Origin of the sequence: Pseudomonas nitroreducens NBRC 12694, from assembly GCF_002091755.1 — a bacterium.
GTDB classification, from domain to species: Bacteria; Pseudomonadota; Gammaproteobacteria; order Pseudomonadales; family Pseudomonadaceae; genus Pseudomonas; species Pseudomonas nitroreducens.
The window spans coordinates 1-25,078 of sequence record NZ_BDAI01000020.1 but is presented as its reverse complement, the minus strand read 5'-3'; the positions used below and the strand labels follow the sequence as shown (position 1 = coordinate 25,078).

24 protein-coding genes and 1 rRNA gene are annotated in these 25,078 nt (G+C 66.6%); 11 read left to right on the top strand and 14 right to left on the bottom strand.

All coding sequences use genetic code 11. The features are described 5' to 3' along the window. Positions 1 to 3 precede the first annotated feature (3 nt). Both kdpA and kdpF read right to left on the bottom strand, forming a co-directional pair. The gene (kdpA, locus tag PNI01S_RS27010; RefSeq protein WP_084359778.1) at positions 4 to 1,698 is read right to left on the bottom strand and encodes a potassium-transporting ATPase subunit KdpA; all 1,695 of its coding nucleotides are present in this window, start codon (positions 1,696 to 1,698) and stop codon (positions 4 to 6) included. A gap of 8 nt (positions 1,699 to 1,706) precedes the next feature. Further along, positions 1,707 to 1,796, bottom strand: coding sequence for a K(+)-transporting ATPase subunit F (kdpF, locus tag PNI01S_RS27005; protein WP_037007992.1), 90 nt, complete (start codon positions 1,794 to 1,796; stop codon positions 1,707 to 1,709). Positions 1,797 to 2,118: 322 nt separating this feature from the next. Between kdpF and PNI01S_RS27000 the strand changes: the two genes are divergently transcribed. The 5 genes from PNI01S_RS27000 (at position 2,119) to PNI01S_RS26980 (ending at position 6,948) form a co-directional block, all read left to right on the top strand. Beyond that, on the top strand, positions 2,119 to 2,874 hold the full coding sequence (locus PNI01S_RS27000) for a response regulator (protein WP_037018411.1): 756 nt from the start codon (positions 2,119 to 2,121) through the stop codon (positions 2,872 to 2,874). Further along, on the top strand, positions 2,855 to 3,961 hold the full coding sequence (locus PNI01S_RS26995) for a sensor histidine kinase (protein WP_084359777.1): 1,107 nt from the start codon (positions 2,855 to 2,857) through the stop codon (positions 3,959 to 3,961). Before PNI01S_RS27000 ends, PNI01S_RS26995 begins: the two co-directional genes overlap by 20 nt. 108 nt (positions 3,962 to 4,069) lie before the next feature. Further along, a complete protein-coding gene (xopAW, locus tag PNI01S_RS26990) occupies positions 4,070 to 4,840 on the top strand; it encodes an EF-hand domain-containing protein (RefSeq protein ID WP_084359776.1) in 771 nt (256 codons plus the stop codon). A 126-nt stretch (positions 4,841 to 4,966) separates the two neighbouring features. Continuing rightward, positions 4,967 to 5,614 carry a FadR/GntR family transcriptional regulator gene (locus PNI01S_RS26985; RefSeq protein WP_037016845.1) on the top strand — a complete coding sequence of 216 codons (648 nt, stop codon included), beginning with the start codon at positions 4,967 to 4,969 and terminating at the stop codon, positions 5,612 to 5,614. A 53-nt stretch (positions 5,615 to 5,667) separates the two neighbouring features. Next, on the top strand, positions 5,668 to 6,948 hold the full coding sequence (locus PNI01S_RS26980; RefSeq protein WP_084359775.1) for a CynX/NimT family MFS transporter: 1,281 nt from the start codon (positions 5,668 to 5,670) through the stop codon (positions 6,946 to 6,948). A 278-nt stretch (positions 6,949 to 7,226) separates the two neighbouring features. Here PNI01S_RS26980 and PNI01S_RS26975 read toward each other — a convergent pair whose 3' ends face one another. The 11 genes from PNI01S_RS26975 to PNI01S_RS26925 all read right to left on the bottom strand — a co-directional run bounded on the left by PNI01S_RS26975 (position 7,227) and on the right by PNI01S_RS26925 (position 17,051). Continuing rightward, positions 7,227 to 8,282, bottom strand: a complete 1,056-nt coding sequence (locus PNI01S_RS26975; protein WP_065327589.1) for an AI-2E family transporter — start codon at positions 8,280 to 8,282, stop codon at positions 7,227 to 7,229. A gap of 62 nt (positions 8,283 to 8,344) precedes the next feature. Then, positions 8,345 to 9,232, bottom strand: a complete 888-nt coding sequence (locus PNI01S_RS26970) for a DUF4892 domain-containing protein (protein WP_083196146.1) — start codon at positions 9,230 to 9,232, stop codon at positions 8,345 to 8,347. 81 nt (positions 9,233 to 9,313) lie between these two features. Next, positions 9,314 to 10,177 (bottom strand): alpha/beta hydrolase, encoded by an 864-nt coding sequence (locus PNI01S_RS26965; RefSeq protein ID WP_084359774.1) that lies wholly within the window; start codon positions 10,175 to 10,177, stop codon positions 9,314 to 9,316. Positions 10,178 to 10,186: 9 nt separating this feature from the next. Then, complete coding sequence (locus PNI01S_RS26960; protein WP_037016838.1) at positions 10,187 to 10,987, bottom strand: alpha/beta fold hydrolase; 801 nt, start codon at positions 10,985 to 10,987, stop codon at positions 10,187 to 10,189. A 148-nt stretch (positions 10,988 to 11,135) separates the two neighbouring features. Beyond that, on the bottom strand, positions 11,136 to 11,783 hold the full coding sequence (locus PNI01S_RS26955; protein ID WP_065327586.1) for a LysE family translocator: 648 nt from the start codon (positions 11,781 to 11,783) through the stop codon (positions 11,136 to 11,138). A 44-nt stretch (positions 11,784 to 11,827) separates the two neighbouring features. After that, the gene (locus tag PNI01S_RS26950) at positions 11,828 to 12,631 is read right to left on the bottom strand and encodes an AraC family transcriptional regulator (protein ID WP_084359773.1); all 804 of its coding nucleotides are present in this window, start codon (positions 12,629 to 12,631) and stop codon (positions 11,828 to 11,830) included. A gap of 196 nt (positions 12,632 to 12,827) precedes the next feature. Beyond that, complete coding sequence (locus PNI01S_RS26945; protein WP_017517381.1) at positions 12,828 to 13,253, bottom strand: hotdog fold thioesterase; 426 nt, start codon at positions 13,251 to 13,253, stop codon at positions 12,828 to 12,830. A gap of 20 nt (positions 13,254 to 13,273) precedes the next feature. Continuing rightward, positions 13,274 to 14,941, bottom strand: a complete 1,668-nt coding sequence (locus PNI01S_RS26940; RefSeq protein WP_084359772.1) for an AMP-binding protein — start codon at positions 14,939 to 14,941, stop codon at positions 13,274 to 13,276. A gap of 257 nt (positions 14,942 to 15,198) precedes the next feature. Continuing rightward, positions 15,199 to 15,663 (bottom strand): phosphohistidine phosphatase SixA, encoded by a 465-nt coding sequence (gene sixA / locus PNI01S_RS26935; RefSeq protein ID WP_037015946.1) that lies wholly within the window; start codon positions 15,661 to 15,663, stop codon positions 15,199 to 15,201. Continuing rightward, complete coding sequence (locus PNI01S_RS26930) at positions 15,660 to 16,016, bottom strand: DUF4389 domain-containing protein (protein ID WP_037015948.1); 357 nt, start codon at positions 16,014 to 16,016, stop codon at positions 15,660 to 15,662. The genes sixA and PNI01S_RS26930 overlap by 4 nt, the downstream gene beginning before the upstream one ends. 12 nt (positions 16,017 to 16,028) lie before the next feature. Next, on the bottom strand, positions 16,029 to 17,051 hold the full coding sequence (locus tag PNI01S_RS26925; protein WP_084359771.1) for an NAD(P)H-dependent glycerol-3-phosphate dehydrogenase: 1,023 nt from the start codon (positions 17,049 to 17,051) through the stop codon (positions 16,029 to 16,031). Positions 17,052 to 17,233: 182 nt separating this feature from the next. Here PNI01S_RS26925 and PNI01S_RS26920 point away from each other — a divergent pair, with 182 nt between their 5' ends. The 6 genes from PNI01S_RS26920 (at position 17,234) to PNI01S_RS26895 (ending at position 24,729) form a co-directional block, all read left to right on the top strand. Then, on the top strand, positions 17,234 to 19,342 hold the full coding sequence (locus PNI01S_RS26920; protein WP_167632578.1) for a TonB-dependent receptor plug domain-containing protein: 2,109 nt from the start codon (positions 17,234 to 17,236) through the stop codon (positions 19,340 to 19,342). A 1-nt stretch (position 19,343) separates the two neighbouring features. Further along, positions 19,344 to 20,264 carry an ABC transporter substrate-binding protein gene (locus tag PNI01S_RS26915; RefSeq protein WP_051445714.1) on the top strand — a complete coding sequence of 307 codons (921 nt, stop codon included), beginning with the start codon at positions 19,344 to 19,346 and terminating at the stop codon, positions 20,262 to 20,264. After that, the gene (locus PNI01S_RS26910) at positions 20,261 to 22,177 is read left to right on the top strand and encodes an ATP-binding protein (protein ID WP_024766930.1); all 1,917 of its coding nucleotides are present in this window, start codon (positions 20,261 to 20,263) and stop codon (positions 22,175 to 22,177) included. Before PNI01S_RS26915 ends, PNI01S_RS26910 begins: the two co-directional genes overlap by 4 nt. A gap of 231 nt (positions 22,178 to 22,408) precedes the next feature. After that, positions 22,409 to 22,924: a 3-hydroxyacyl-[acyl-carrier-protein] dehydratase FabA gene (gene fabA / locus PNI01S_RS26905; protein WP_017517389.1), complete on the top strand. Its 516-nt coding sequence runs from the start codon at positions 22,409 to 22,411 to the stop codon at positions 22,922 to 22,924. Positions 22,925 to 22,934: 10 nt separating this feature from the next. After that, a complete protein-coding gene (gene fabB / locus PNI01S_RS26900; protein WP_024766931.1) occupies positions 22,935 to 24,152 on the top strand; it encodes a beta-ketoacyl-ACP synthase I in 1,218 nt (405 codons plus the stop codon). A 118-nt stretch (positions 24,153 to 24,270) separates the two neighbouring features. Then, positions 24,271 to 24,729, top strand: coding sequence for a GNAT family N-acetyltransferase (locus PNI01S_RS26895; protein ID WP_084359769.1), 459 nt, complete (start codon positions 24,271 to 24,273; stop codon positions 24,727 to 24,729). 176 nt (positions 24,730 to 24,905) lie between these two features. On the opposite strand, the gene rrf is transcribed toward PNI01S_RS26895, so the two are convergent. After that, positions 24,906 to 25,021: ribosomal RNA gene (gene rrf / locus PNI01S_RS26890) — 5S ribosomal RNA — on the bottom strand. Positions 25,022 to 25,078: the final 57 nt, after the last annotated feature.

Sequence of the window (25,078 nt, the reverse complement as noted above, 5' to 3'; positions counted from 1 at the left end):
TCCTCAGAAACCAAGCGTCAGGTGGTCGGCCACCGGGCCCAGCACCAGCGTCGGCAGGAAGTTCAGGCCGCCGACCAGCAGGATGGTCGCGGTCAGCAGGCTGACGAACAGCAGGCCGTGGGTCGGGAAGCTGTTGGGGCCGACCGGCGTGGCCTTCTTCGCCGCCAGGCTGCCGGCGATCGCCAGCACCGGCAGGATGTAGCCGAAGCGGCCGATCAGCATGGCCAGGGCGATCATCAGGTTGTGGAACGGCGTGTTGGCGCCGAAGCCACCGAAGGCCGAGCCGTTGTTCGCGGTGCCCGAGGTATAGGCGTAGAGCAGTTGGCTGAAGCCGTGGGCGCCGGGGTTGCTCACCGAGGCGGCCGGGCCGGGCAGGCTGGCGGCGATGGCGCCGAGCACCAACACGCCCACCGGCATCACCAGCAGGGTTGCCACCAGCAGGCGGACTTCGCGGGCTTCGAGCTTCTTGCCGAGGTATTCCGGGGTGCGGCCGACCATCAACCCGGCGAGGAACACGGCGATCAGGACGAACAGCAGCATGCCGTAGAGCCCCGCACCGACGCCGCCGAAGATCACTTCGCCGACCATCATGTTGAGCATCGCCACCATGCCGGACAGCGGATTCAGGCTGTCATGCATGGCGTTCACCGAGCCGTTGGAGGCCGCGGTGGTGGTCACAGCCCAGAGCACGCTGGCCGTGGTGCCGAAGCGGCTTTCCTTGCCTTCCAGCGGGGCGACCTGCTCCACCGGCAGCGCGCTGAGCGCCGGGTTGGGCTGGTACTCGGCCCACAGCGAGGCGCCCAGGCCGAGGGCGAACAGCACCAGCATGCAGCCGAGGATGGCACGGCTCTGGCGCAGGTCCTTCACGTAGTGGCCGAAGGTGAACACCAGCGCGGCCGGGATCAGGATGATCGAAACGACTTCGAACAGGTTGCTCCAGATGGTCGGGTTCTCGAACGGGTGCGCCGAGTTCACGCCGAAGAAGCCACCGCCGTTGGTGCCCAGTTGCTTGATGGCGATCTGGCTGGCCGCCGGGCCCAGCGGGATGGACTGGTCGGCGCCCTGCACGGTCAGCGCGTGGGCGTAGTCGAGGAAGGTCTGCGGCACGCCCTGCCAGACCAGCAGCAGCGCCAGCAGCAGGCACAGCGGGATCAGCCCGTAGAGGGTGGCGCGGGTCAGGTCGACCCAGAAGTTGCCGAGGTTGTTCGTCGACTTGCGCGAAATACCACGGGCCAGCGCCACCAGCACGGCCAGGCCGACGGCGGCGCTGACGAAGTTCTGCACGGTCAGGCCGAGCATCTGGCTCAGGTAGCTCAGCGAAGCCTCACCGCTGTAGGCCTGCCAGTTGGTATTGGTGACGAAGCTCACCGCGGTGTTGAACGCCAGCGTCCACTCCAGACCCGGCAGGTGCTGCGGGTTGAGCGGCAGGCCGCCCTGCAGCAGGAGGATGGCGAACAGCAACACCAGCCCTACCAGGTTGAAGGCCAGCAGGGCCAGGGTGTAGCTCTTCCAGTTCTGCTCCTCGTCAGGATGGATGCCGCAGACGCGGTAAATGGCCCGTTCCACCGGCAGGAAGACCGGGCTGAGGAAGGTCCGCTGGCCCTCCATCACCCTGTAGTAGAAGCGCCCGAGGAACGGCGCTGGCACCAGCACCAGAGCCAGGAAGGCAATGATCAGCAGCACGTCATGACTGTTCATGAACGCTCCTAGGAACGGTCGGCGCGCAGCAGCGCCACCAGCAGGTAGATGAACAGTCCCGTGGCCAGGACCAGTGACACAGCGTCGAGCACGCTCATGATCTATTTCTCCTCACGCGGGCGATTCCATCGCTTGATGCGGCTGTTTGCCGCTTGACGGAAAGTTTCCGCAAGGAACGCGTAAAGGAGCGATTCCCGAGCTCGCCGGGCGGCGTAAAGAAGGCGTAAAAAACCGCACGGGAGCGGCGCCCGGCGGGCATGTATCGAAACCGATACACAGCGGACACGCTGGCGACACCCGTCGGCTGCAGCCTCGCCGACCATGGCCCGCGCACGCGCTGACGGGTTAGCATGCGTGCGTCGCATGCCCCTGGCGGCCCCTGGCCATCCTGCCCCACGTTCTCCCGCGACAGGTTTCTTCATGCACCCGACCACTTCCGACGACCCACGCCGCTGGACCACCCGCGCCCTGCTGGTGGACGACGACCAGCCGATCCGCGAGCTGCTCTGCGGCTACCTCGCGCGCTTCAACATCGAGGCCCATGGCGTGGCCGACGGCGTCGAGATGCGCCGTGCGCTGGAAAACGAAAACTTCGATGTCGTGGTGCTCGACCTGATGCTGCCCGGCGAAGACGGCCTGTCCCTGTGCCGCTACCTGCGCGCCGAGTCGGACATCCCGATCCTCATGCTCACCGCCCGCTGCGAACCGGCGGACCGCATCATCGGTCTGGAACTGGGCGCCGACGACTACATGGCCAAGCCCTTCGAGCCGCGCGAGCTGGTAGCGCGCATCCAGACCATCCTGCGCCGCGTGCGCGGCACCAGTCTCCCCAGCGAGGAAGGCACCCGCGGCGAACCGCGTGCCCAGGTGCGCTTCGACCAGTGGCGGCTGGACAGCGTACTGCGCCAGCTGCATGCCCCGGATGGCCTGGTGGTGCCGCTGTCCAACGCCGAATTCCGCCTGCTCTGGGTGTTCCTCGAACGCCCGCGGCGGGTGCTCAACCGCGAACTGCTGCTGGACGCCGCCCGTGGCCGCGCCATCGAGGCCTTCGACCGCAGCATCGACCTGCTGGTCTCGCGTCTGCGGCAGAAGCTCGGCGACGATCCGCGCTCGCCCCGGCTGATCAAGACCGTGCGCGGCGAAGGGTACCTGTTCGATGTCCGCGACATCGCCTGAGTCCGCGCCCGTGCGCGCGAAGGAAAAACCCCTGGAGCGCGCCGACAGCCTGTTCGCCCGGCTGTTCGGCGTATTCCTGCTGGCCATCGTGGTCGCGCACCTGCTGGCCTTCGCCTGGTTCCATCACTACGGGCCGCGTCACGAGCCACCGCCTCCGCCGCCAGCGGAGCACGGCTTCGAGCGCGGCCCGCCGCCCCCCGGCATGATGCCGCCGCCACCGCCCGGCCCGCGCCTGCCGTTCTGGAGCGTGCCGTTCGCCTTCCAGTTGCTGACCCTGATCCTCGCCGCCTACATCGGCGCGCGCCTGCTGGCCCGCCCGGTGCAGCATCTGGGCGACGCTGCGCTGCGCCTCTCCGAAGACCTGGACAGCCCGCCCCTGCCGGAGACCGGCACGCGTGAAGCGCGCCAGGCCGCGCGCGCCTTCAACCGCATGCGCGAGCGCATTCGCGAACAGGTGCAGCAGCGCAGCCGCATGCTGGTGGCGGTTTCCCATGACCTGCGCACGCCGCTCTCGCGCCTGCGCCTGCGCGTCGAGGAAGTCGACAACCCGCAGTTGCGCACCCGCATCAGCCAGGACCTGGCCGAAATGATCGGCATGCTCGACTCCACCCTGCACTACCTGCAGCAGGAGCGCGCCAGCGAACCCCTGCAGTGGTTCGACGTGAAGGCGCTGGCCGACTCCCTCGCCGAGGACGCCTGCGAGCGCGGCGCCGATGTCGGCGTGGAAGGCTACTGCGCGCCGCTCAAGGTGCAGCCGATGGCACTGCGCTCCTGCCTGAACAACCTGCTGGACAATGCGCTGCGCTATGCCGGCGATGTCAGCATCGAGCTGCGTGACGGCACCCGCGAGCTGGAAATCCGCGTACGCGACCACGGCCCGGGCATTCCCGCGGAGCTGCGCGAGCAGGTGTTCGAGCCGTTCTTCCGCCTGGAAGGCTCACGCAACCGCAACTCCGGCGGCGTCGGCCTGGGCCTGGCCATCGCCCGCGATGCCGCGCGGCGCCAGGGCGGCGACCTGTTCTTCGAGGAAACCCCTGGCGGCGGCGCCACCGCCGTGCTGCGCCTGCCCAGAAGCGCGGCTGCGTAACGCCGTTGTAGCCGCCAGCAAACAAAGCGCACAAACCCGCGACACAGGCGCGCCCGAGGCTGTCATCACCGGAGAACCCTCCGGCTTGGCAACCATGGAGACTCTCCTATGATCAGCGGCGTGAGCAGCAGCTATGCGAGCTACTACACCAGCTCGCTCGCCCGGACCCAGACCGCCAGCAGCACCGCCACACAGAGCGGTAGCACTGGCGCGTCCCAGGGCGCGGCGAAGTTCCAGGAAGACCTGTTCAAGTCCATCGACAGCGATGGCGACGGCAGCATCAGCAAGGACGAACTGACCAACGCGCTGTCGTCCGGCGACGACTCGGACAGCAGCGATATCGACATCGACGCCCTGCTCAGCGAGTTGGACAGCGATGCCAGCGGCGGCATCTCCCAGGACGAACTCTCCGCCGCCATGCCCCCGCCTCCCCCACCGCCGGGCGGCATGGGGGGAATGGCCGATGCGGGGGAGTCCGCCGACGACCTGATCAGCGCCCTGGACAGCGACGGCGACGGCAGCCTCAGCAGCGACGAGCTTTCCGCTCTGGGCAGCAGCGACGACAGCGAGCGCCTGAGCGAACTGTTCAGCCAGCTCGACGCCGACGGCAACGGCTCCATCAGCAGCGACGAACTCGCCAGCGCACTGCAGGCGCAACGCAGCGACGGTCCGCCGCCACCGCCGCCTTCGGCCTCCAGTGGCTCGTCCAGCGATTCCTCGGACAGCTCGACGACTATCGCCTCCAGCAACTCCGCAAGCAGCGCCAACACCGGCGCTGCCTACCAGAAGCTGGTGGCCAACCTGCTCAAGCAATACCAGAGCAGCGAGGTCACCGCACTCCAGGCTACCAGCGGCAGCCTGGTGAACATCGCCGCCTGATCCGCGTCGTACCCACCGCCGGAGCCCCCGCTCCGGCGGTATCACCCGTCAGCCCCGCATTGCCAGCGACCCCGTGCCTGGCCTAGTCTTGGCCCCTTCAAATTCATCCGATGATTGGATGTTTCCATGCCAAGCCCTCTTCAAAAGCGCTCCCTGGTCGACATCGCCCTGGAGCAGATCCATCAGCGCATCGGCGACGGCACCTGGCCGCTGGGCCAGCGCCTGCCCCCCGAACCCGAACTGGCCGAAGCTCTCGGCATGAGCCGCAATACGGTTCGAGAGGCCGTGCGCGTGCTGACCTTCTCCGGTGTACTGGAAGTGCGCCAGGGCGATGGCACCTACGTACGCGCCTGCGCCAACCCGCTGGACGCCATGCTGGTGCTCGCCCGCAGCTCGGTGGAGCAGGCGCTGGAGGCACGCGGCATCATCGAGGTGGAAGCCAGCCGACTGGCCGCCGAGCGCCGCAGCGAAACCGACCTCGCCGCGCTGCATGAGGCCCTCGAAGCTTCCGCCGTGCACCACGGCGGATCGCTGGACGAATACATCGCCCACGACCTGGCCTTCCACCAACGCGTGGTGGACAGCGCCCACAACCCGGTGCTCAGCGAGCTGTACCGCTACTTCTCCCAGGTCATCCGCGCCGGGCTGGAGCGCACCATCGGCGACCCGAGCCGGCCGCAGCCGAGCTTCGAGCTGCACCGCGAGCTGGTGGACGCCATTGCCCGTGGCGACGCCGAAGCGGCCGCGAAAGCGAACCGCGCGCTGCTGATCTGACTCCCATTTCCTATACCGAACGCTTTCTGCCTTGCTGCCCTGGAATGCCCACCATGTCCCTGCCCAATGACCCGAAAGACATCGAACACAAGGTGTCCTGCCCGCCCGAAGAACTGCTGATCGACGCCGAAGACGACAGCGCGCCGAAGATCGGACCGCGCCCGCAACGTACCTGGCTGTTGCTGCTGGGCCTGGTGCTGGTGGCGATCAACCTGCGCCCGGCGCTTTCCAGCCTGTCGCCGCTGCTCAACACCGTGCGCGACGGCACCGGCCTTTCCGCTGCCGCCGCCGGCCTGCTGACCACCCTGCCGGTGCTCTGCCTGGGCCTGTTCGCGCCGCTGGCGCCGATGCTCGCGCGGCGCCTGGGCGCCGAGCGCACCGTGCTGCTGATCCTCTTCACCCTGGCCGGCGGCATCGTCCTGCGCAGCCTGTTCCCGGTGGCCGGGCTGTTCCTCGGCAGCCTGGTGGCCGGCGCCAGCATCGGCATCATCGGCGTGCTGCTGCCGGGCATCGTCAAGCGCGACTTCCCGCATATCGCCGGGACCATGACCGGCGTCTACACCATGGCCCTGTGCCTGGGCGCCGCCACCGCCGCGGGCTCCACCGTGCCGCTGGCCGGGCTGATGGGCAACAGCTGGCAACTGGCCCTGGCGTTCTGGGCGATTCCCGCCGTGGTCGCGGCGGCGATCTGGCTGCCGCAGACGCGCCAGAACCACCACGCCCACCGTGCGGTGTACAAGGTGAAGGGCCTGTGGCGCGACCCGCTGGCCTGGCAGGTGACGCTGTACATGGGCCTGCAATCGTCGCTGGCCTACATCGTCTTCGGCTGGGTGCCGTCGATCCTCATCGACCGTGGACTCAGTGCGGTGGAAGCCGGGCTGGTGCTCTCCGGTTCGGTGATGGTGCAGCTGTTCAGCGCCCTGGCCGCCCCCTGGCTGGCCACCCGCGGCAAGGACCAGCGCCTCGCCGTGGTGATCGTCATGAGCCTGACCCTGGCCGGCCTGCTCGGCCTGCTGCTCGCCCCACTCTCGGGTATCTGGGGCTGGGCGATGGTGCTCGGCCTCGGCCAGGGCGGCACCTTCAGCATCGCCCTGGCGCTGATCGTGCTGCGCTCGCCGGACTCCCACGTCGCCTCCAACCTCTCCGGCATGGCCCAGGGCGTGGGCTACACGCTGGCGGCCTGCGGACCTTTCCTGGTCGGCGTGGTGCACGACCTCACCGGCGGCTGGGCGGCAACCGGGGTGATCTTCGTGGTGGTGACGGTGGCGGCGATCATCTTCGGCCTGGGCGCCGGGCGGGATCGGTTGGTGCATGTGAAGAGCGAGCACGTCTGACACCTGAAGCCGCAGGGCGCATAACCCGTTCGGGATTGCGCCTTACCTGTAGGAGCGAGCGTGCTCGCGAATGGAGCTTCCCGTCAGCTCCGAAGCGGCCGTTGCGCCCTCTCCCCCGCCCTGGCTGCGCGCCCCGCTCCGCAGGGCGAGGGAGCCGCTCGGCGCGGGGCTCTTCTACGGAGTCAGCCGGCGAGTGCCGCGCTTTCGGCACACGCCGGACAGTCGCCTCGCCCTTCAGGGAGAGGGTTAGGGAGAGGGCAAAACCCTGCTCCGAACCATCAAACTACAGGCGGTGACGGCGGCCGGCGCGAGCTCTCGACCCAGGCGCTGATCAGGTTGTAGACCACCGCCAGCAGCACCGGCCCGAGGAACAAACCGATGAAGCCGAAGCTGAGCAAGCCGCCAAGCACGCCCAGCAGCACCACCACCAGCGGCAGGTTGCCGCCCCGGCTGATCAGGTAGGGCTTGAGGATGTTGTCCACGCCACTGATCACGAAGAAGCCCCAGATGGCCATGAACACGCCATAGCCATAGCTCTCCTGGTAGAACAGCCAGAGCACGGCCGGCCCCCAGATCAGCGGTGGCACCATCAGCAGGCTACAGACGAAGGTCAGCAAGCCCAGCACCAGCGGGCCCGGCACGCCGGCGATGAGGAAGCCGACGGTCGCCAGCACCCCTTGTGCGGCGGCGGTGCCGATCACCCCGTTGACCACCCGTTGCACGGTACCGGCGATGATGTCCATGTACTGCTGTGCGGTGTCGCCGATGAGGCGCTGCAGCATGCCGTGGGCAAAAGCCTGCAGGCGCAGGCCGTCACGGTAGAAGAAGAAGATCAGCACCAGGCTGAGTACCAGCTCGAAGATCCCCGCCCCCAGTTTGGCGCTGCGCGCCAGCACCCAGTTGCCGACCTCACCCATGTAGGGCTTGAGCGCGGAGAACATTGCCACGCCCTGCTGGTCGGCCTGGTACCACCAGCCGATCAGGCGATCGCCGATCAGCGGCACGCGGGCCATCCACTCCGGCGGCGGCGGCAGGCCGGAGACCTGCAGGTTCTTCACCAGCTCCACGCCTTCGCGCACCCGGTCCACCAGCCCGAAGCCCAGCCATACCAATGGCAGCGCCACCAGCACGATCCAGCAGACGGTGAGCACGCCGGCCGCCGCTGCCTGGCGGCCGCCCAGCAGTTGGGTGAGCAGGCGCATCAGCGGCCAGCTGGCGAAGGCCAGCACTGCGGCCCAGACCAATGCCGACCAGAAGGGCAGCAACACCCAGATGCTGGCCGCAAGCAGGCCCAGCAACAGCAGGCGCAGCAACAGGCGATCATTGTCGAACATTGGAAACCCCGGTTGGCTCGAAAGCCCCAGTGTAGGGCGTTTCGCCCTTCAGCGTAGGGGAATCAGCGCAGCCAGGTCAGGTGCAGGCCGTCGCTGTCGTCCTTGCCCTGCTCCAGACGCGCATCGCGCACGCCCTGGGCGGTGAGTGCTGCGCGCCAGTCACTGGCATGCTTGCCGGCCAGCTCGACGCGCACCCCGGTATCCAGGCGCAGGGTACGCACCAGCAGGTCGAGCCAGGCACCGCCCGGCTCCTGCGGCACATGGCTGAGGGTCAGCTCGCCGTTGGCCTTGAGCAGGCGCATCAGGGTCGCCGGGCTGGGCAACAACTCGCCGAGGGCGGCGCCGCTGTCCAGCTGTTCGGCATGCAGGTAGGCGCGGCGGTTGCCGCGGGTGATGGTGTAGACCGCTACCAGGCTGTCCTCGTGAGGCGCAGCAAGGCGTACCAGCAGGTAGGCCTGCTGGTCGTCCGGGCCGAACAGCTTGGAGTTGCCGAACACCGAATTGGCCAGCAGGTTGCTGGAGCCGCAATCGCGGCTCTCGCACCAGAATAGCGGCGTGGCGTCGGCCTTGAGCAGGTCCTTGCGCGCGGCGGCGAAGGCGCTCTGGCTGGAGTCCTCGTCGGGCAGGCGGTAGGTCACGGCGGTCAGGTCGCCGATGGCACGCACCTCCCCCTCCATGCGCAGGCGCCCGCTGATACGACTGATCGAACCCTGTGGGTAGATGCGCTCCTGGCCGGCAGCCTGGTTGAAGTCGACGATCTCCGAACGCGGGAAGCGCGGGAGGATGTCCAGGTCGTGGCTGTCGGGCAGGTCGGCGGCGCCGGCAACGGCGCTGACACCGAGCAGACCGGTGAAGATCAGGGAGTGAAGGAGCCGCGAGATCCGGGCCTTCTGCGCGTCCGCCGAAAGGTTTTTGCCGTCTTGGCGCGCGGTGGTCTGGACGTCGAGCATGCACAATCTCCCTGAAACGATCCGTGCAGACTCGCGGCAGGCCCCGCTTTAGTCAAGCTGCGCGCCGCTACAGGGTATTGCTCAGTCCGCCAGCAGGAACTGCCGGAAGATCGCGGCAACCGCTTCGGCGCCCGCCTCGTCATCCAGGTGCAGGTGGTGCTGGCCCGGCAGTTCATGGACCTCGAAGGGCCTGTCCTTGAGCAGTTCGCGGGTGGCCGGCTCGACCAGCATCAACCCCTGCTGCGCCAGCACCAGGCTGGTCGGGCACTGCACGGACTGGACGAATTGTCGCGCATGGGCGCGGGTCAGGCGCAGCGGCGACGGCAGTGTCAGGCGCGCGTCGGTACGCCAGGTGTAGCCGCCGGGCACCGGCACCAGGCCACGGGATGCCAGCAGCTCGGCGGCTTCCCGGCTCACCGCGCCGACGCCCTTCATGCGCGCTTCCACCGCGCGGTCGATAGCCTCGTACACCGGTTTGCGCTTGTTCGGCAGGGCCAGTTGCGCGCGCAAGGCTTCGCCAAGCTTCTGCGGCGAGGTGTCCGGTTCACCGGTGTAGGGCACCAGGCCGTCGATCAGCGCCAGGCGCTCGATGCGCTCGGGCATGGCGCCGGCCAGCAGCACCGAGACGATCGCGCCCATGGAGTGCCCGAGCAGGGAGAAACGCTCCCAGCCCATCTGGTCTGCCACCATCAGCACGTCCAGCGCGTAATCCCAGAGCAGGTAGCTGGCCCCCGGTGCGCGGTGGCCCGAGTGGCCGTGGCCGGCGAAATCGAGGGCGAGGATGCGCACGCCTTCGAGCTTCGGTGCCAGGCGGGCGAAGCTCATGGCGTTGTCCAGCCAACCGTGCAGGGCAATCACCGGCCGGCCGTCTTCCGGGCCGAACAGGTGCGCGGCCAGCTCGATATGCGGCAGGTTCAGGCGGATTTCCTGGACTTTGGCGGTCATGGCGGTTCCTCAGGCGTTGGTGCGCTGTTGCCAGCGGGCGAAGACGGTCTTGAGCAGAGCGGCGGTGTCCTGCGGGCGCTCCAGCGGGAACATGTGCCCACCGGGCAGCGACAGGCTCTCCCCCATGGGGATGCGGCCGATCATACGGGCGTGGTGCGGCAGCACCACCCGACTGTGGCGGCCGCGCACCATGGTCAACGGCACGGCGAGCTGCTTCGCGCGGCCGGGGCTGGTGTGTGGCACGTTGCGGTAGATGGAGATTTCCGTGGCCGGGTCGAACTTCAACCGCAGGCCCCTTGCGTCGGCCGGTGCCAGCCCGTGGCGCACGTAAGCTTCCAGGCAATCGCGGTCGAAACGCTTGAACAGCGGCTTGCCGGCGAAATACTCCAGCGCCTCGGCAAAATCGTCGAAATCCTCGCGGCGACCGAGCGTGCGGCCGGCGGGCGTCAGCCGGTCGATGAAGCCGAAGCGCTTGGCGACACGGATCACCAGTTGATCGGCCAAGGTCAGCAGGGGCGAATCGAGCATGACCACCCCGCGATACAGCTCGGGCCTGCGCAGCGCCGCGTGGTAATGCAGCACGCCGCCCAGGGAATGGCCGACGCCCCACACCGGTTCATCCAGCGCCGCCAGGTGATGCAGCAGCTCTTCCACCAGGTTTTCCCAGTTGGCGTTCACCGGGAAGCGCGGGTCATGGCCGTGCATGTCCAGCCGATGGACCCGGTAATCCGGCTCCAGGGCGTCGAACAACTTGCCATAGGTACCCGAGGGGAAACCGTTGGCGTGGGCGAAGAAGACCGCTTGCGACATGCTGGGTGAACTCGGGGGAATGACAGCCCGGATTTTCCGACAGCAACCCGAGTGCGGCAATGACCCGCATTCCCGCGAATGACGGCACTACGGCCAAAGTCCATGGCGCTCCGGCGGATTTGCCCTTCCCGCCCTCTTGCGGCGCGACTCAGACCCACTGCACCGCGTGGTTCACCACGCTGAACAGGATGCCGCCAGCCACCAGCAGGAACACCAGCCCACAGGCTCCATCGATCACCGGCACCGCCCGCAGCAGGCGCTTCTGCCAGACCGGTCGGGTGAGGATCACGCTGAGCAGGCTGAACCAGAGGAAGCCAGTGCCGAACAGCATCACAGCCACCGCCACCTTGCCGGGTGCCGACATGTCTACCGGGATCAGGCTGGTCAGCAATGCGAGGAAGAACACCAGCGCCTTGGGATTGAACAGGTTGGTCGCCAACCCGCGCAGCCAGGGGCCAAGCCTGGATTCAGCCAGCTCGCCGTCGATCCGCCCTGCCCCGCCCGGCTTGCGCAGGGCACGCAGAGCACCGATGCCCAGCCAGCCGAGATAGAACGCGCCCACCAGCTGCAACGCACTGAACAGCAGCGGCGAACGGCTGAGCAGCAGCGACACGCCGGTCAGCACCAACGTGCCGTGGACCAGGATGCCGCAGGCCAGCCCCAGGGCGCTGAGCACGCCGGCGCGGCGGCCCTGGTGCAGAGAAGTGCGCACCACCAGCGCGACGTCCGGGCCGGGGCTGACCAGGGCGACGGCAAACACGGCGGTGAGCATGAGCAAGACGTGAACCTCCTGCATCGCGGGATTCTCCAGTGGGAAAGGAAACGGGATCGGTGGGTGGATCAGCGCTGGCGCAGTCGCGCGGGCGGCAATCCGTAGGTGCGGCGGAACAGGCGGCTGAAGTGCGCCTGGTCATAGAAGCCCAGGCTCAGGGCGATCTCCGACAGCGGCTGGCCCTTGAGCACCCGCGGCAAGGCGCGCTCGAGTCGCAGGTGCGTCAGCCACTGGTGCGGCGGCAATCCGCACTGGTGGCGGAAGCGGCGCAATACCTGCCAGGGGCTGAGGTCGCAGAACTCGGCGATCTCCTCCAGCGTCGGCGGCGTTTCCAGGCGCGACTCCAGCCATTCGCGGATACGTGCCCAGGTCGGCGCGTCGAAACCCTGCCCCGGCTCACGGATGCGCAGGCTGGAGGCGCGCTCCAGCAAGGCGGCCAGCGCCTGCCACAGCTGGCCTTCCTGCTCCAGCCGCTCGCCACCCAGCATCAGGGCATGGGCTTGTTGCAGTTCGGCCTGCAGCCGTGGATCGCGCAGTTGCGCGGCCGTCAGCCGCGGCGCGCCCTGGCGGCCATCGCTGAAGGCGCGGCAGGCATCGTCCAGCCAGTGCGGGTCGATGGACAGCACGCGGATGCGATAGCCGTCCTCACCGTCGCTGGAGCCGTCGTGGATACTCTCGGGGCTCATCAGCAGGATGTCGCCATTCCCGGCCAGCGAGCGCTCACCGCGATGGGTGTAGCGCTGGCGACCGTCGAACATCAACCCGACGTGATAGTCGAGGTGAAAATGCCGCGGAAAGGCGAAACGGCGGTACTCGGCGTCGATGAAACGGACGCCGGGCAAGCCGCTGCTGTGGTGTTCGATGCGTTCCATGGGCCTACTTTACCGGCGCAGGAACGGCGGGTCTTGGACAAAATTGCGAGCGCCCGCTCCTCCAGTCAGATGCAACCGCAGGGAGCGCCCTTGTAGGATGGGTGGAGCCTAGGCGATACCCATGCTGCCGGAGCAGTAATTGATGTGTATCGCTTCGCTCCATGCCATCCCACGTTCGAGCCAGTTCCCGGCCCCCTCAACGCTCCAGCGGCACCACCGCCATGGTCAGCCGCGAGATGCAGCTCGGCTTGCCATCATCCCCGTGCAGGCGGATTTCCCAGACGTGGGTCGAGCGACCGATGTGCACCGCCTTGGCCACCGCCGTCACCCGCCCGCTGCGCAGGCCGCGCAGGTGGTTGGCGTTCACTTCCAGGCCAACGCAGTAGTACTTGGACGTATCCAGGCACAGGTAGCTGGCGGTGGAGCCGACGGTCTCCGCCAGCACCACCGAGGCGCCGCCGTGCAGCAGGCCGTAGGGCTGGTGGGTACGCGAATCCACCACCATGCTGGCGGTCAGCGAGTCGTCGTCGAACGCCTCGAAGCGGATATCGAGCACTTCACCGATGGTGTTCTTCAGGTTCGCATTGAGCTTTTCCAGATCGGGCGTGGTGCGCCAGGTCATGCCATTCCCCTCATGTCGTCTCATTCATGCCATTGCACCGCCTCGCGGCGCTCCGCCCATTCATTGAAGCGCTGACCGTAGGTGCCTTCCACCACGTTGCGCTTGATCTTCAGAGTGGGCGTGAGGAAGCCGTTATCCACCGTCCAGACGTCCTTGACCAGCACCAGTCCGGCCAGGCGTTCGTGCTTGTCCAGCGCCTCGTTCACCTCCGTCAGCAGCGCCTGCAGGCTCTGTTCGAGCTCGATGCGCGAGCCGTTGGCGGCTTCCTGGCGGCCCACCTCGGAGAGCACGCACAGGCCCAGCGGGGCAATCAGGCCGTCGCCGACCACACAGATCTGCTCGATCCGCGAATGCACGGCCAGGCGGTTCTCGATGGGCGCCGGGGCCACGTACTTGCCCTTGGCGGTCTTGAAGATTTCCTTGATGCGTCCGGTCAGGCGCAGGTGGCCTTCGGCATCCTGCTCGCCCTTGTCGCCGGTACGCAGGAAGCCGTCCTCGGTGATGGTCTCGGCAGTGCGCTCCGGGTCCTTGAAGTAGCCGACCATGGTCGCGCCGCTGCGCACCTGCACTTCGCCCTCGTCGCTGATGCGCACTTCCACGCCGGGGCTGTTGCGGCCGATCCAGCCGGTCTTCTGCTCGCCCGGTCTGCAGACGTGGGAGTAACCGCAGTTCTCGGTCATGCCGTAGACCTCGAGAACATTCAGGCCCAGGCGCTGGTACCAGTTCAGCAGCGCCTCGGGCACCGGCGCGGCACCGCACAGGGCGTAGCGCACGGCGTCCAGGCCAAGGCCGGCGAGTACCTTGCGACCGACCAGGCGGCCGACGATGGGCAGGCGCAGCAGGCGGTCGAGCTTTTTCGCCGGCATCTGCGCGTAGACGCCCATCTGGAACTTGGTCCAGATGCGCGGCACGCCGAAGAACACCGTGGGCCGCGCCCGGCGCATGTCGGCAACGAAGGTGTCCAGGCTCTCGGCGAAGAAGATCGTCTGCCCGGCATAGATCGACGCCATCTGCACGAACATCCGCTCGGCCACATGGCACAGCGGCAGGTACGACAGCAGCCGGTCCTCCTCGCCGACACCGAACAGGTCGATGGCATGGCTGGCGGCGAAGGCGAAGTTGCCGAAGGTGTGCATCACGCCCTTGGGCGTACCGGTGGTGCCGGAGGTGTAGATGAGGGTCGCCAGGGTGGTGGTGTCCGGGCGCGGATCATCGCTGATCGGCGCCTGCTGCTGGAGATCGCCCCACTGGTGGTCGAATCGCCCTTCCGGATGCAGCGGCAAAGCCACCGTGGGCACGCCCTCGGGAATACCGTCGACCATTGCCGGCCAGTCGTCCAGCTTGCCGATGAAGGCCACCCGCGCTTCGGAGTGGGTCATCACCTGGCGCACGGAGTCGGCGGTGAGGTTGGGATACAGCGGCACCGAAACGTGGCCGGCCATCCAGATGGCGACGTCGGCGACTATCCAGTGCGCACAGTTCTTCGAAATGATCGCCACCCGGCTGCCTTCGGGCAGGTCAAGGCTGCGCAGCCAGGCGGCGGCGCGGCGGGCCTGGTCGCCCACTTCGCCCCAGGTCAGGGTCTGCACTTGGCCGCCAGTGAGCGGCTGCACCAGGTAGCGCTTGTTCGGGTGGCTCTTCTCGCGCTGATAGAACAGGTCGAGTGGTAATCGGACTGCTTTAACCACGTGCCCCTCCTTTGTTTTTTTTGTCAGAGGTGTAGCTCAGGGATATAGCGATGGATCAACCAAGCACTTGCTTGGTTGAATATTCCACGCAGCGCAGCGGCAGACAAGGCTGGTCGTGTGAACTTTTGTAGGATTTAGCCGAAGGATTGGCCACCAGCCGCTCTGCAACGGGGCTCGCGAAGAAACATCCAGGCACGATTTGCCGGCAATGGAAATGCAAAAGGCCCCTTTCGGGGCCTTTTTCGGAAACGGACGACTCAGGAATGCCGCGGATGGTAGAGCGACACCAGCTCCATCAATCCCGCCACCGGCACCTCGCCTTCCAGTTCCGCCAGCGTGGCGGTGCTGAACGGCACGGCATCGCTGCGGCTGCCATGCACCAGCAGGCCGGCCAGCGCACCGACCAGAGGCTGATGCGTGACCAGCAGCAGGTTCTGCTCGTTGCGGCCATCGAGGAAACGCAGCACGTCTTTCGGATCGTCATCCGGAGTCAGCCAGGGCGCGGTGCCGACCGCCCCCTCGAAACCCAGCGCCTCGCGAACCAGCTCGGCGGTTTCCTGGGCGCGCACGTAGGGGCTGGCGAGGATGCCGTCCAGCGGCTGGCCGGCCAACTGGGCGGCGCTTTTCAGCGCCTCCTTGATGCCATGGGCCGTCAGTCGGCGCTCGGCATCACGGCGGGCCTGGGGCTCGGCCTCGCCATGGCGCAGCAGCCAGAGCTTCAAAGCTTCGGCTCCTCGTCACGCACCGGGTGCGGCGCCGGCGGCACGTCGTGCGGGGCCTCGCCTTCCGGGGCGCGGGCAGTCGGCCAGTCGGCGAACGGCCAGGGCTTCTCTTCGGTCTGGAAGGTGCCGAAGCGGCCAATCTGCGCAAAGTACTGGCTCAGGCTGTCGCCGAAGCCCATCAGGCTGCCGCTGGGCGAACCGTAGATGACGCGGTAGATCAGCTGGATGATCACCACGGCGCCGAGGATCATCTCGGCGACGAACCAGACCAGCGCGAAGACCAGCATCCAGACGACGCGCAGGACCAGGGATTCCTTCTCTAGACGGTCAGCGGGCTGACGTTCAGCGGACATGGCGAAACCTCCTCAGAAACCGGTGGTGGGAATGAAGTCGACGTCGGTCTTCGGCTCACCGCTCATCAGCGCTCCGATGACCTGCTCCAGTGTACGGCCGCCGAACAGGATGGCGTTGAGGCCGGCCACCAGCGGCATGTAGACCCGCAGCTCGTCGGCCTTGGCCTTGAGCACCTTGAGGGTATTCACGCCCTCGGCAGTCTCGCCCATGCGCGCCACGGCGTCCTCCAGGGTCAGGCCTTCGCCCAGGGCGAAGCCCACCTGATAGTTACGACTCTTGGGTGACGAACAGGTGACGATCAGGTCGCCCACACCGGCCAGGCCGAGGAACGTCATGGGGTTGGCGCCGAGCTTGACGGCGAAGCGGGTCATCTCCGCCAGGGCGCGGGTGATCAGCATGCCCTTGGTGTTCTCGCCCATGCCCAGCGCGGCAGCCATCCCGGCAATAATGGCGTAGACGTTCTTCAGCGCGCCGCCCAGTTCGACGCCAAAGCGGTCGCCACTGGCGTAGACGCGGAAAGTGCGGCCGTGCAGGGCCTGCTGCACCTGGGCACAGAGGTCTTCGTCCTCGCTGGCGACCACGGTGGCGGTCAGCTCGTGCTCGGCGATCTCGCGCGCCAGGTTCGGGCCGGAAATCACCGCGATGCGGGATTTCGGTGCGATCTCTTCGAGCACCTGACTCATCAGCTTGAAGCTCTGCGCTTCGATGCCCTTGGTCAGGCTGACCAGCATCTTGCCCGCCAGCTCTTCGCTGCGGCCGTCGAGCACCTTGCGCAGGGCGCTGGAAGGCACTGCGACGAAAATCATCTCGCACTCGGCCAGGGTCGCCACCAGGTCCGTGGTCGGCTCCACGCCGTCATGGATACGCACGCCCTTGAGGTAGTTGGGATTCTCGCGGCGGGTGCGGATCGCCTCGGCCTGCTCCTCGTCGCGCATCCATTGACGAACGCGCTGCCCGTTTTCTGCCAGCAGATTGGCGAAGGCGGTGCCGAAACTGCCACCACCGAGGACGGCGATCGGTTGCTGCTGTGTCATGTCTGTTCCATTGGTGGCCGCCCTGAGGCAGCGATTGGGGCATTATAAGGCCGCATCGGCGAGCGACCAGCCCGGATCGCCGGACTGGCAATCAGCGCTGCCTCGTTTAACATCCGTCTGACAGAAAACGTCTAACTCCAGACGTCGACACATCTGATAAAAACCGAGAACAAGGTCGTTCCGTGCAGCATCCCGCCCGCGTCCCTTTGCCGCTTACCCTGCTTGCCGCGCTGCTGGCCGGCAAGGCCATGGCGGGCGATCTGTTCGTGGATAGCCTCGACGTTCCCCAGGTTCTGACCGCGACGCGGCTCAAACAGTCCCCCGCGGAGGTGCCCGGCAGCATGACGGTACTCGACCGCGACCTGATCAAGGCTTCCGGCGCTCGCGACATTCCGGAGCTGATGCGCCTGGTACCGGGCATGATGGTCGGCTACCTGTCGGGCAACCAGGCGACGGTGAACTACCACGGCACCAACGTCACCGAGGCGCGGCGCCTGCAGGTGCTGGTGGACGGCCGTTCGATGTACCGCCCGGGCCTGGCGACGGTGGACTGGAGCGACATCCCGGTGGCCATCGAGGACATCGACCGCATCGAGGTCTTCCGCGGCCCCAACGCGGTGAGCTACGGCGCCAACGCGCTGATGGGCGTCATCAACATCCTCACCCGCCACCCGGCCGACAGCCAGGGCACGCGGTTGAAATACACCGCCGGGCAGAACGGCGTCCGCGACTGGTACGCGAGCCAGGGCATCCACGACCGCTCAGGCGATTACCGGTTGTCGTTGTCCGGCCAGGAAGACGACGGCTTCGACCATGACCAGTTCGATCGCGACTACCGCGATGGCCGGCGCCTGAACCGCTTCAACCTGGTGGCCAGCCACAACCTCGACCTGCGCAACAGCCTGGACTGGCAGTTGGCAGCCAAGGAAGGCACCAACCAGCGGCCCTACAGCTACGAGCCGATCTTCGGCGACATCGCCCCCGGCGACGACAACTCCGACCTGACCGCGCGCGACTACGCGGGCTCGATGCGCTGGACCTTCGACGTGAACCCCGAGCACAGCTTCTATGTGCAGGGCTACGCCGAGCACTGGGAGCGCCTGCAGGACTTCGGCGCCTGCGAGGCCCAGGTCGCCTTCAGCCCCCAGCTGGCGCAGCTCTGGTCGCTGAACCCGAAGTACGTCGACGACCTGGCCGAGTCGCTGCCCAGGATTCCCCGCGGGACCGCTCAGGAACAGGCACTGGCCGGACAGGTGCTGCAGCAACTGGCCAATGGCGCCTACCTGCCGGTGTGCGGGCAGGTGAACCAGAACATTCGCGAGACCCGCTACGACCTGGAAATCCAGGACACCCTGAGCCTCGCCGAAAGCGTGCGGCTGGTCAGCGGCATGAGTTATCGGCACGACCAGGCCACCTCGGAGACCTACTTCGACGGCACGGTGAACAACGACATCTGGCGCCTGTTCGGCCAGCTGGAATGGCACCTGTCGCCGCACTGGCTGCTGCAGGGCGGTGCGATGGCGGAGGACGACCAGCTTTCCGGCAGCTCGGTCAGCCCGCGCCTCGCGCTGAACTACCTGATCAATCCGCGCCACAGCCTGCGAGCGGTGTATTCCGAAGCCGTGCGCTCGCCGGACATGTACGAGAACGACGTGAACTGGAGCTACCGGGCGCGCCACCTCTCGCCGCTCGCGTATGGCCAGTCCAGCGCCTACTACTTTGCCCGCGCCCACGGCCCAGGCGACCTGGACCAGGAGCGCATGCGCTCGCGGGAAATCGGTTACAACGGCCAGTTCGACGAACTCGGGCTGGCGGTGGACATCAAAGCCTACTACGACGAAATCCACGGGCTGATCAGCGATCCCTTGCAGGTATCCGACTTCGAACCGACCAACGACAACGACATCCGCTTCAGCGGCGCCGAAACTCAGCTGGACTGGCGCCTGACGCGGCAGGACCGCGTGCGGCTGACCTATGCCTATGTCGACTATGACGCCAGCAGCCGATTCGACCGGCGCCTCACCGCGCGCAACAGCGGCTCGGCCGGGTGGATGCGCGACTGGGGCCGCGGCTGGTCCAGCTCGGTCTTCTACTATGGCGACGATGCGCTGAACGAACACCGCTTCGAGCGCATCGACCTGCGCGTGGCCAAGCGCATTCCCCTGGGCCGCGCCGCGCTGGAACTGGCCGGCGTCCTGCAGCAGCGCATGGACGACGAACCACTGACCTGGCCGGAAAACCGCTACGACAACCGCCACCTGCTCTACTTCAGCGCCGAGGTGGCCTTCTAGCATGTCTGCCCGCCGCTCATGGACGAGCCCCGGCCCCCTCTTCGCCGCCCTGCTGCTCTGGTTGGCCTGCCTCTTCGCGCTGCCGGCCCAGGCCCGCGACATCCTGCTGGTCAGCACCGAGCAGAGCCCAGCCCTGCAGGACTTCGCCGAAGCGCTGGCGCAACATCGGCCGAATGACCAGGTGCGACTGGAGACCCCGGAAAACCTGCCCCCCGCCGCCAACCTCGATGGCCAGACGCGCCTGCTGCTGCTCGGCAGCGGCGCGCTGAACTGGCGCCTGGCCAGCCACGACGCACCGCCGGCGCTGACGCTACTGGTCAGCCGCGTCGAAGCCCGGCAGGTCCTGGGCGAGCGCGAGCCACCGCATCTCAGCCTGCTCTGGAGCGACCCGCCGCCGGCCCGGCAACTGCAACTCGCCCTGCAACTCAGCCCGCGTCCGCAGCGCATTGGCGTACTGCTCGGCCCTGCCAGCGAGTTCCTCCTGCCGGAGCTCGACCAGGCTGCGCGGGAGCTCGGCGTCGAGCTCATCAGCGAACGGCAAACCCGCCCCGACGACAGCCGCCCGTTGCGAGAATTGCTCGGTCGCAGTGACCTGCTGCTCGGGCTGGACGACAAACAGCTTTATAACGCACAGACCATCAAGGGCATCCTCCTCAGCGCCTACGCCGAGAACCGGGCGCTGATCGGCCCTACCGCCGCCTTCGTCAAGGCCGGCAGCCTGGCCAGCAGCTACAGCGACCAGAGCGACTGGCTGGAGACCCTGGACACCCTGCTCGACCGGCCAGCGGAACAATGGCCGCGCAGCCTCTACCCCGAACGCTTCAAGGTGCAGAGCAACCGCCAGGTGGCGCGTTCGCTGGGCATCGACCTGCCGGACGACGCGCAGCTTGCGCAGCGCCTGGCCGAAGGAGAGAAACCATGAGCTCCCGCAAGAGCTGGAACATCCAGACGCGCATGCTGGCCATCAGCCTGGGGCCCGCACTGCTGTTGACCGTGCTGCTGACCGGCTACTTCACCTACTCGCGTCTGCAGGACCTGCGCCTGGAGTCGAACCATACCGGCCAACTGATCGCCAACCAGCTCGCCCCGGCGGCGGAATACGGGGTGATCTCCGGCAACCTGCCCGTGCTGCAGAGCCTCCTGCGGGCGACCCTGAGCACCGCCCACGTGCGCTTCATCGAGGTGCGCGACCGGGGCGACAACATCCTCGTCTACGTCGAGCACGCAGCCGATCCCGCGCAGGCGAGTACCAAGGTGGAAATCTTCCACGCCTCGATCCAGCGCGAGAACATCGCCCTCAATGGCAGCGAGCTGGGCGGCTCCAACGACATGCTGCCGGCCGCCGCACCGCCCAGCGGCGACTACCTGGGCCGCGTGGTGGTCGGCATGGCCAGCGACGCCTTCAGCGAGCGGCAGCAGGAGATCCTCCTCAAGGCCAGCCTGCTCGCCCTGTTCGCCCTGATCCTCACCTACCTGCTGGCGCGCCGTCTCGCCCGTCGCCTCGCCGCGCCGATCCGCACCATGGGCCGCGCCGTGCAGGCGATCCAGACCGGCGACTACCACACCACCCTGCCGGTGCCGGACGACGGCGAAGTCGGTGACCTCGCCCGCCACATCAACAACCTCGCCCGCGGCCTGCAACAGGCCAGCCTGGAGCAGGAGCGCAGCATTGCCCAACTGGTGGCGGCGCGGGAGGAGGCCGAGGAGGCCAACCGTGCCAAATCCGACTTCCTGGCGATGATGAGCCACGAGCTGCGCACTCCGATGAACGGCGTGCTGGGTATGCTGCAACTGCTGGAAACCACCGAACTGAACCAGGAGCAGGCCGAATACAGCGCACTGGCCACCGAATCCACCGAGCACCTGCTCAAGGTGATCAACGACATCCTCGACTTCTCCCGCGTCGAGCGCGGCGCTCTGGAACTGGAGCGCATTCCATTCAACCTGCTGGAACTGATCCAGAGTTCCATTCAGGTCTTCCAGCACAGCGCCCAGCAGCGCGGCCTGGCACTGGAAATGAATGTGCAGGACGGGCTGGACAATCTCGAGGTGCAGGGTGACCCGACGCGCATCCGGCAGATCCTCGTCAACCTGTTGGGCAATGCGCTGAAATTCACCGAAGAAGGCGGCGTGCGACTGGAGGCCACCTGGCAGGCACTGGACGCAGAGGTGCTCTGGCTCAGTTGCTCGGTGCAGGACAGCGGCATCGGCATCTCTCACGAACGCCTGGAACACATGTTCGAGGCCTTCCAGCAGGCAGACTCATCCACCTCGCGGCGCTATGGCGGCACCGGGCTGGGCCTGTCCATCGCGCGCACACTCGCCGAACGGATGGGCGGCACCCTGGGTGCGGTCAGCGAAGAAGGCTGCGGTTCGACCTTCACCCTGGAGATTCCCCTGCCCTTCCGCGAGCGTCAAAGCGCCGCGGAGGACGGGACGAACGGTGGCGCCGCGCTTGCCACTGGTCAGTCCGTGCTGCTGGTGGAGGACAACCCGGTGAATCAAACAGTCATAGAAGCTATGTTGCGCAGCCTGGGCTATCGCGTCACGCTGGTGGGTGACGGCGCCCAGGCAGTGCGCACCTCGGAGCGCGGCGAGTTCGCGGTGATCCTGATGGACTGCCGCCTGCCCGTGCTCAACGGCTACGAAGCTACCCGGCAGATCCGCGCAAAACCGGGCGGCGAACAGGTGCCGATCATCGCCCTGACCGCCAATGCGCTACAGGGCGATCGCGAAGCGTGCCTTGAGGCGGGAATGAACGACTATCTCGCAAAGCCGTTCAAACGTGCGGAGTTGCAGCGGATTCTGCAGCGCTGGGTTGCTCCAGGTCGTTGATCCAGGGAGCACTTGCCCGCAAACTGCGGACCGGCCCACGGCCTGCGTCCCGACAGGGAAACCTGGCGTCGGCGAAAAGTGAACAAGCGTTCGCCGATTGCTGTGACTTTCACTTAAAGGCAATAGTCTATGACTAGGCTGCCGCATGACACCGTGACAAGTACGACGGTACGCGGCACCGCAGGCACAAGCCAAACAACGCCTGCTATCCAGGATTTTTGAGGAGCTCGCATGACCAAACAAAACGCCTTCACCCGAGAAGACCTGCTGCGCTGCAGCCGCGGCGAGCTCTTCGGCCCGGGTAATGCGCAACTGCCCGCCCCGAACATGCTGATGATCGACCGCATCACCCACATCAGTGATGTCGGCGGCAAGTACGGCAAGGGCGAACTGGTCGCCGAGCTGGATATCAACCCGGACCTGTGGTTCTTCGCCTGCCACTTCGAAGGCGACCCCGTCATGCCGGGCTGCCTGGGCCTCGACGCCATGTGGCAGCTGGTAGGCTTCCACCTCGGCTGGCAGGGCAATCCCGGCCGCGGCCGCGCCCTGGGTTCGGGCGAAGTGAAGTTCTTCGGCCAGGTCCTGCCGACCGCCAAGAAAGTCACCTACAACATTCACATCAAGCGTACGATCAATCGTTCGCTGATCCTGGCCATCGCCGACGGCACCGTCAGCGTCGATGGCCGCGAAATCTACAGCGCCGAAGGCCTCCGCGTCGGCCTGTTCACTTCCACTGACAGCTTCTAAGGGTATCCGCATGCGTCGCGTCGTGATCACCGGTCTGGGCATCGTTTCCTGCCTGGGCAATGACAAAGACACCGTCTCCGCCAACCTTCGCGCAGGCCGTGCTGGCATCCGCCACAACCCGAGCTATGCCGAGATGGGCCTGCGCAGCCACGTGTCCGGTTCGGTCAACCTGAACCTGGAAGAGCTGATCGACCGCAAGGTCTTCCGCTTCATGGGCGACGCCGCCGCTTATGCCTACCTGGCAATGGAACAGGCGATCAAGGACTCCGGCCTCACCCCCGAGCAGATCTCCAACCCGCGCACCGGCCTGATCGCCGGCTCCGGCGGTGCTTCCACCCTGAACCAGATGGAAGCCATCGACACCCTGCGTGAGAAGGGCGTCAAGCGCATCGGCCCATACCGCGTGACCCGCACCATGGGCAGCACCGTATCTGCGTGCCTGGCCACTCCCTTCCAGATCAAGGGCGTGAACTACTCCATCTCCTCGGCCTGCGCCACCAGCGCGCATTGCATCGGCCAGGCCATGGAGCAGATCCAGTTGGGCAAGCAGGACGTCGTCTTCGCTGGCGGCGGTGAGGAAGAACACTGGAGCCAGAGCTGCCTGTTCGACGCCATGGGCGCCCTCTCCACCCAGTACAACGACACCCCGGAAAAGGCTTCCCGCGCCTACGACGCCAAGCGTGACGGCTTCGTCATCGCCGGCGGCGGCGGCATGGTCGTGGTCGAAGAGCTGGAACACGCCCTCAAGCGTGGTGCCAAGATCTACGCCGAGATCGTCGGCTACGGCGCCACTTCCGACGGCTACGACATGGTCGCCCCGAGCGGCGAAGGCGCCATCCGCTGCATGCAGCAGGCCCTGGCCACCGTCGACACCCCGATCGACTACCTGAACACCCACGGCACCTCCACCCCGGTCGGCGACGTCGCTGAAATCCGTGGTGTACGCGAAGTGTTCGGCAGCAACGCCCCAGCCATCAGCTCCACCAAGAGCCTGTCCGGCCACTCCCTGGGCGCTGCCGGCGTTCACGAGGCGATCTACTGCCTGCTGATGATGGAAGGCAACTTCATCGCCGGCTCCGCAAACATTGACGAACTGGACCCGGAGGTCGCCGACCTGCCGATCCTGCGCGAGACCCGCGAAAACGCGAAGATCGACACCGTCATGAGCAACAGCTTCGGCTTCGGCGGCACCAACGCCACCCTGGTCCTGAAACGCCACAACGGCTGATCGGTGATCCAAACAAAAAAGGCGCCTCAGGGCGCCTTTTTTGTTGCCTGCGATTCCGCCCTACCCTCCCGCGCTCGATCCGGTCAGGATGAACAGGCTGATAAAAGGGAGTACGCAGATGGATTTGATGATCAGACAAGCCCGCAGCAACGACGCCAAGGCCATCAGCCAGGTGATCGTGGCGGCGGTCAGGGAGAGCAACGGCCAGGACTACCCGACGAGCATCATCGAGTCGGTGGTGGCGCACTTCACGCCTGAACGGGTGATAGAATTACTCGAACATCGGTTGGCGTTCGTCGCCCTGCTGGGCAACCAGGTGGTCGGCACAGGCGCACTGGATGGCAATGCCGTGCGCAGCCTCTTCGTAGCGCCTCAGCAGCAACGCAAAGGCGTCGGCCAGGGGCTGATGAGGAAAATCGAGAAGGCCGCCCTGGAGCGCGGTATAGACGCCCTGTTGGTCCCGTCTTCCCTCACCGCTGAGAGCTTCTACTCGCATCTGGGCTATCACGTCGTACGCGAACAACTCCAGGGAGAAGAGCGCACCATCATCATGACCAAGCGCCTTGTACCTCTGTAGGAGCGAGCTTGCTCGCGAACCGAATCCCTCAAGGTTCCAGCCCGGGAACGACTCCCTTCCCCTTTCCACTCAGGGAGAGGGCAGCACCATACCGAAGCATCCTGTCGGCATTTTTTTCCGCCCCAAAAACAAAACCCCCGACCAGCTTTCGCTGATCAGGGGCTTTGGAATTAGAAGCTTGACGATGACCTACTCTCACATGGAGAAACTCCACACTACCATCGGCGATGCATCGTTTCACTACTGAGTTCGGGATGGGATCAGGTGGTTCCAATGCTCTATGGTCGTCAAGCAATTCGGTTGGATGCTCGCCTAAGCGCTCATCCGAATTCGGGCTGCTTACACTAAT

Excerpts from the sequence above, each read along its gene's own strand:
- kdpA (WP_084359778.1), bottom strand. The coding sequence starts at position 1,698 with ATGAACAGTCATGACGTGCTGCTGATCATTGCCTTCCTGGCTCTGGTG.
- kdpF (WP_037007992.1), bottom strand. The coding sequence starts at position 1,796 with ATGAGCGTGCTCGACGCTGTGTCACTGGTCCTGGCCACGGGACTGTTC.
- PNI01S_RS27000 (WP_037018411.1), top strand. The coding sequence starts at position 2,119 with ATGCACCCGACCACTTCCGACGACCCACGCCGCTGGACCACCCGCGCC.
- PNI01S_RS26995 (WP_084359777.1), top strand. The coding sequence starts at position 2,855 with ATGTCCGCGACATCGCCTGAGTCCGCGCCCGTGCGCGCGAAGGAAAAA.
- xopAW (WP_084359776.1), top strand. The coding sequence starts at position 4,070 with ATGATCAGCGGCGTGAGCAGCAGCTATGCGAGCTACTACACCAGCTCG.
- PNI01S_RS26985 (WP_037016845.1), top strand. The coding sequence starts at position 4,967 with ATGCCAAGCCCTCTTCAAAAGCGCTCCCTGGTCGACATCGCCCTGGAG.
- PNI01S_RS26980 (WP_084359775.1), top strand. The coding sequence starts at position 5,668 with ATGTCCCTGCCCAATGACCCGAAAGACATCGAACACAAGGTGTCCTGC.
- PNI01S_RS26975 (WP_065327589.1), bottom strand. The coding sequence starts at position 8,282 with ATGTTCGACAATGATCGCCTGTTGCTGCGCCTGCTGTTGCTGGGCCTG.
- PNI01S_RS26970 (WP_083196146.1), bottom strand. The coding sequence starts at position 9,232 with ATGCTCGACGTCCAGACCACCGCGCGCCAAGACGGCAAAAACCTTTCG.
- PNI01S_RS26965 (WP_084359774.1), bottom strand. The coding sequence starts at position 10,177 with ATGACCGCCAAAGTCCAGGAAATCCGCCTGAACCTGCCGCATATCGAG.
- PNI01S_RS26960 (WP_037016838.1), bottom strand. The coding sequence starts at position 10,987 with ATGTCGCAAGCGGTCTTCTTCGCCCACGCCAACGGTTTCCCCTCGGGT.
- PNI01S_RS26955 (WP_065327586.1), bottom strand. The coding sequence starts at position 11,783 with ATGCAGGAGGTTCACGTCTTGCTCATGCTCACCGCCGTGTTTGCCGTC.
- PNI01S_RS26950 (WP_084359773.1), bottom strand. The coding sequence starts at position 12,631 with ATGGAACGCATCGAACACCACAGCAGCGGCTTGCCCGGCGTCCGTTTC.
- PNI01S_RS26945 (WP_017517381.1), bottom strand. The coding sequence starts at position 13,253 with ATGACCTGGCGCACCACGCCCGATCTGGAAAAGCTCAATGCGAACCTG.
- PNI01S_RS26930 (WP_037015948.1), bottom strand. The coding sequence starts at position 16,016 with ATGTCCGCTGAACGTCAGCCCGCTGACCGTCTAGAGAAGGAATCCCTG.
- PNI01S_RS26925 (WP_084359771.1), bottom strand. The coding sequence starts at position 17,051 with ATGACACAGCAGCAACCGATCGCCGTCCTCGGTGGTGGCAGTTTCGGC.
- PNI01S_RS26915 (WP_051445714.1), top strand. The coding sequence starts at position 19,344 with ATGTCTGCCCGCCGCTCATGGACGAGCCCCGGCCCCCTCTTCGCCGCC.
- PNI01S_RS26910 (WP_024766930.1), top strand. The coding sequence starts at position 20,261 with ATGAGCTCCCGCAAGAGCTGGAACATCCAGACGCGCATGCTGGCCATC.
- fabA (WP_017517389.1), top strand. The coding sequence starts at position 22,409 with ATGACCAAACAAAACGCCTTCACCCGAGAAGACCTGCTGCGCTGCAGC.
- fabB (WP_024766931.1), top strand. The coding sequence starts at position 22,935 with ATGCGTCGCGTCGTGATCACCGGTCTGGGCATCGTTTCCTGCCTGGGC.
- PNI01S_RS26895 (WP_084359769.1), top strand. The coding sequence starts at position 24,271 with ATGGATTTGATGATCAGACAAGCCCGCAGCAACGACGCCAAGGCCATC.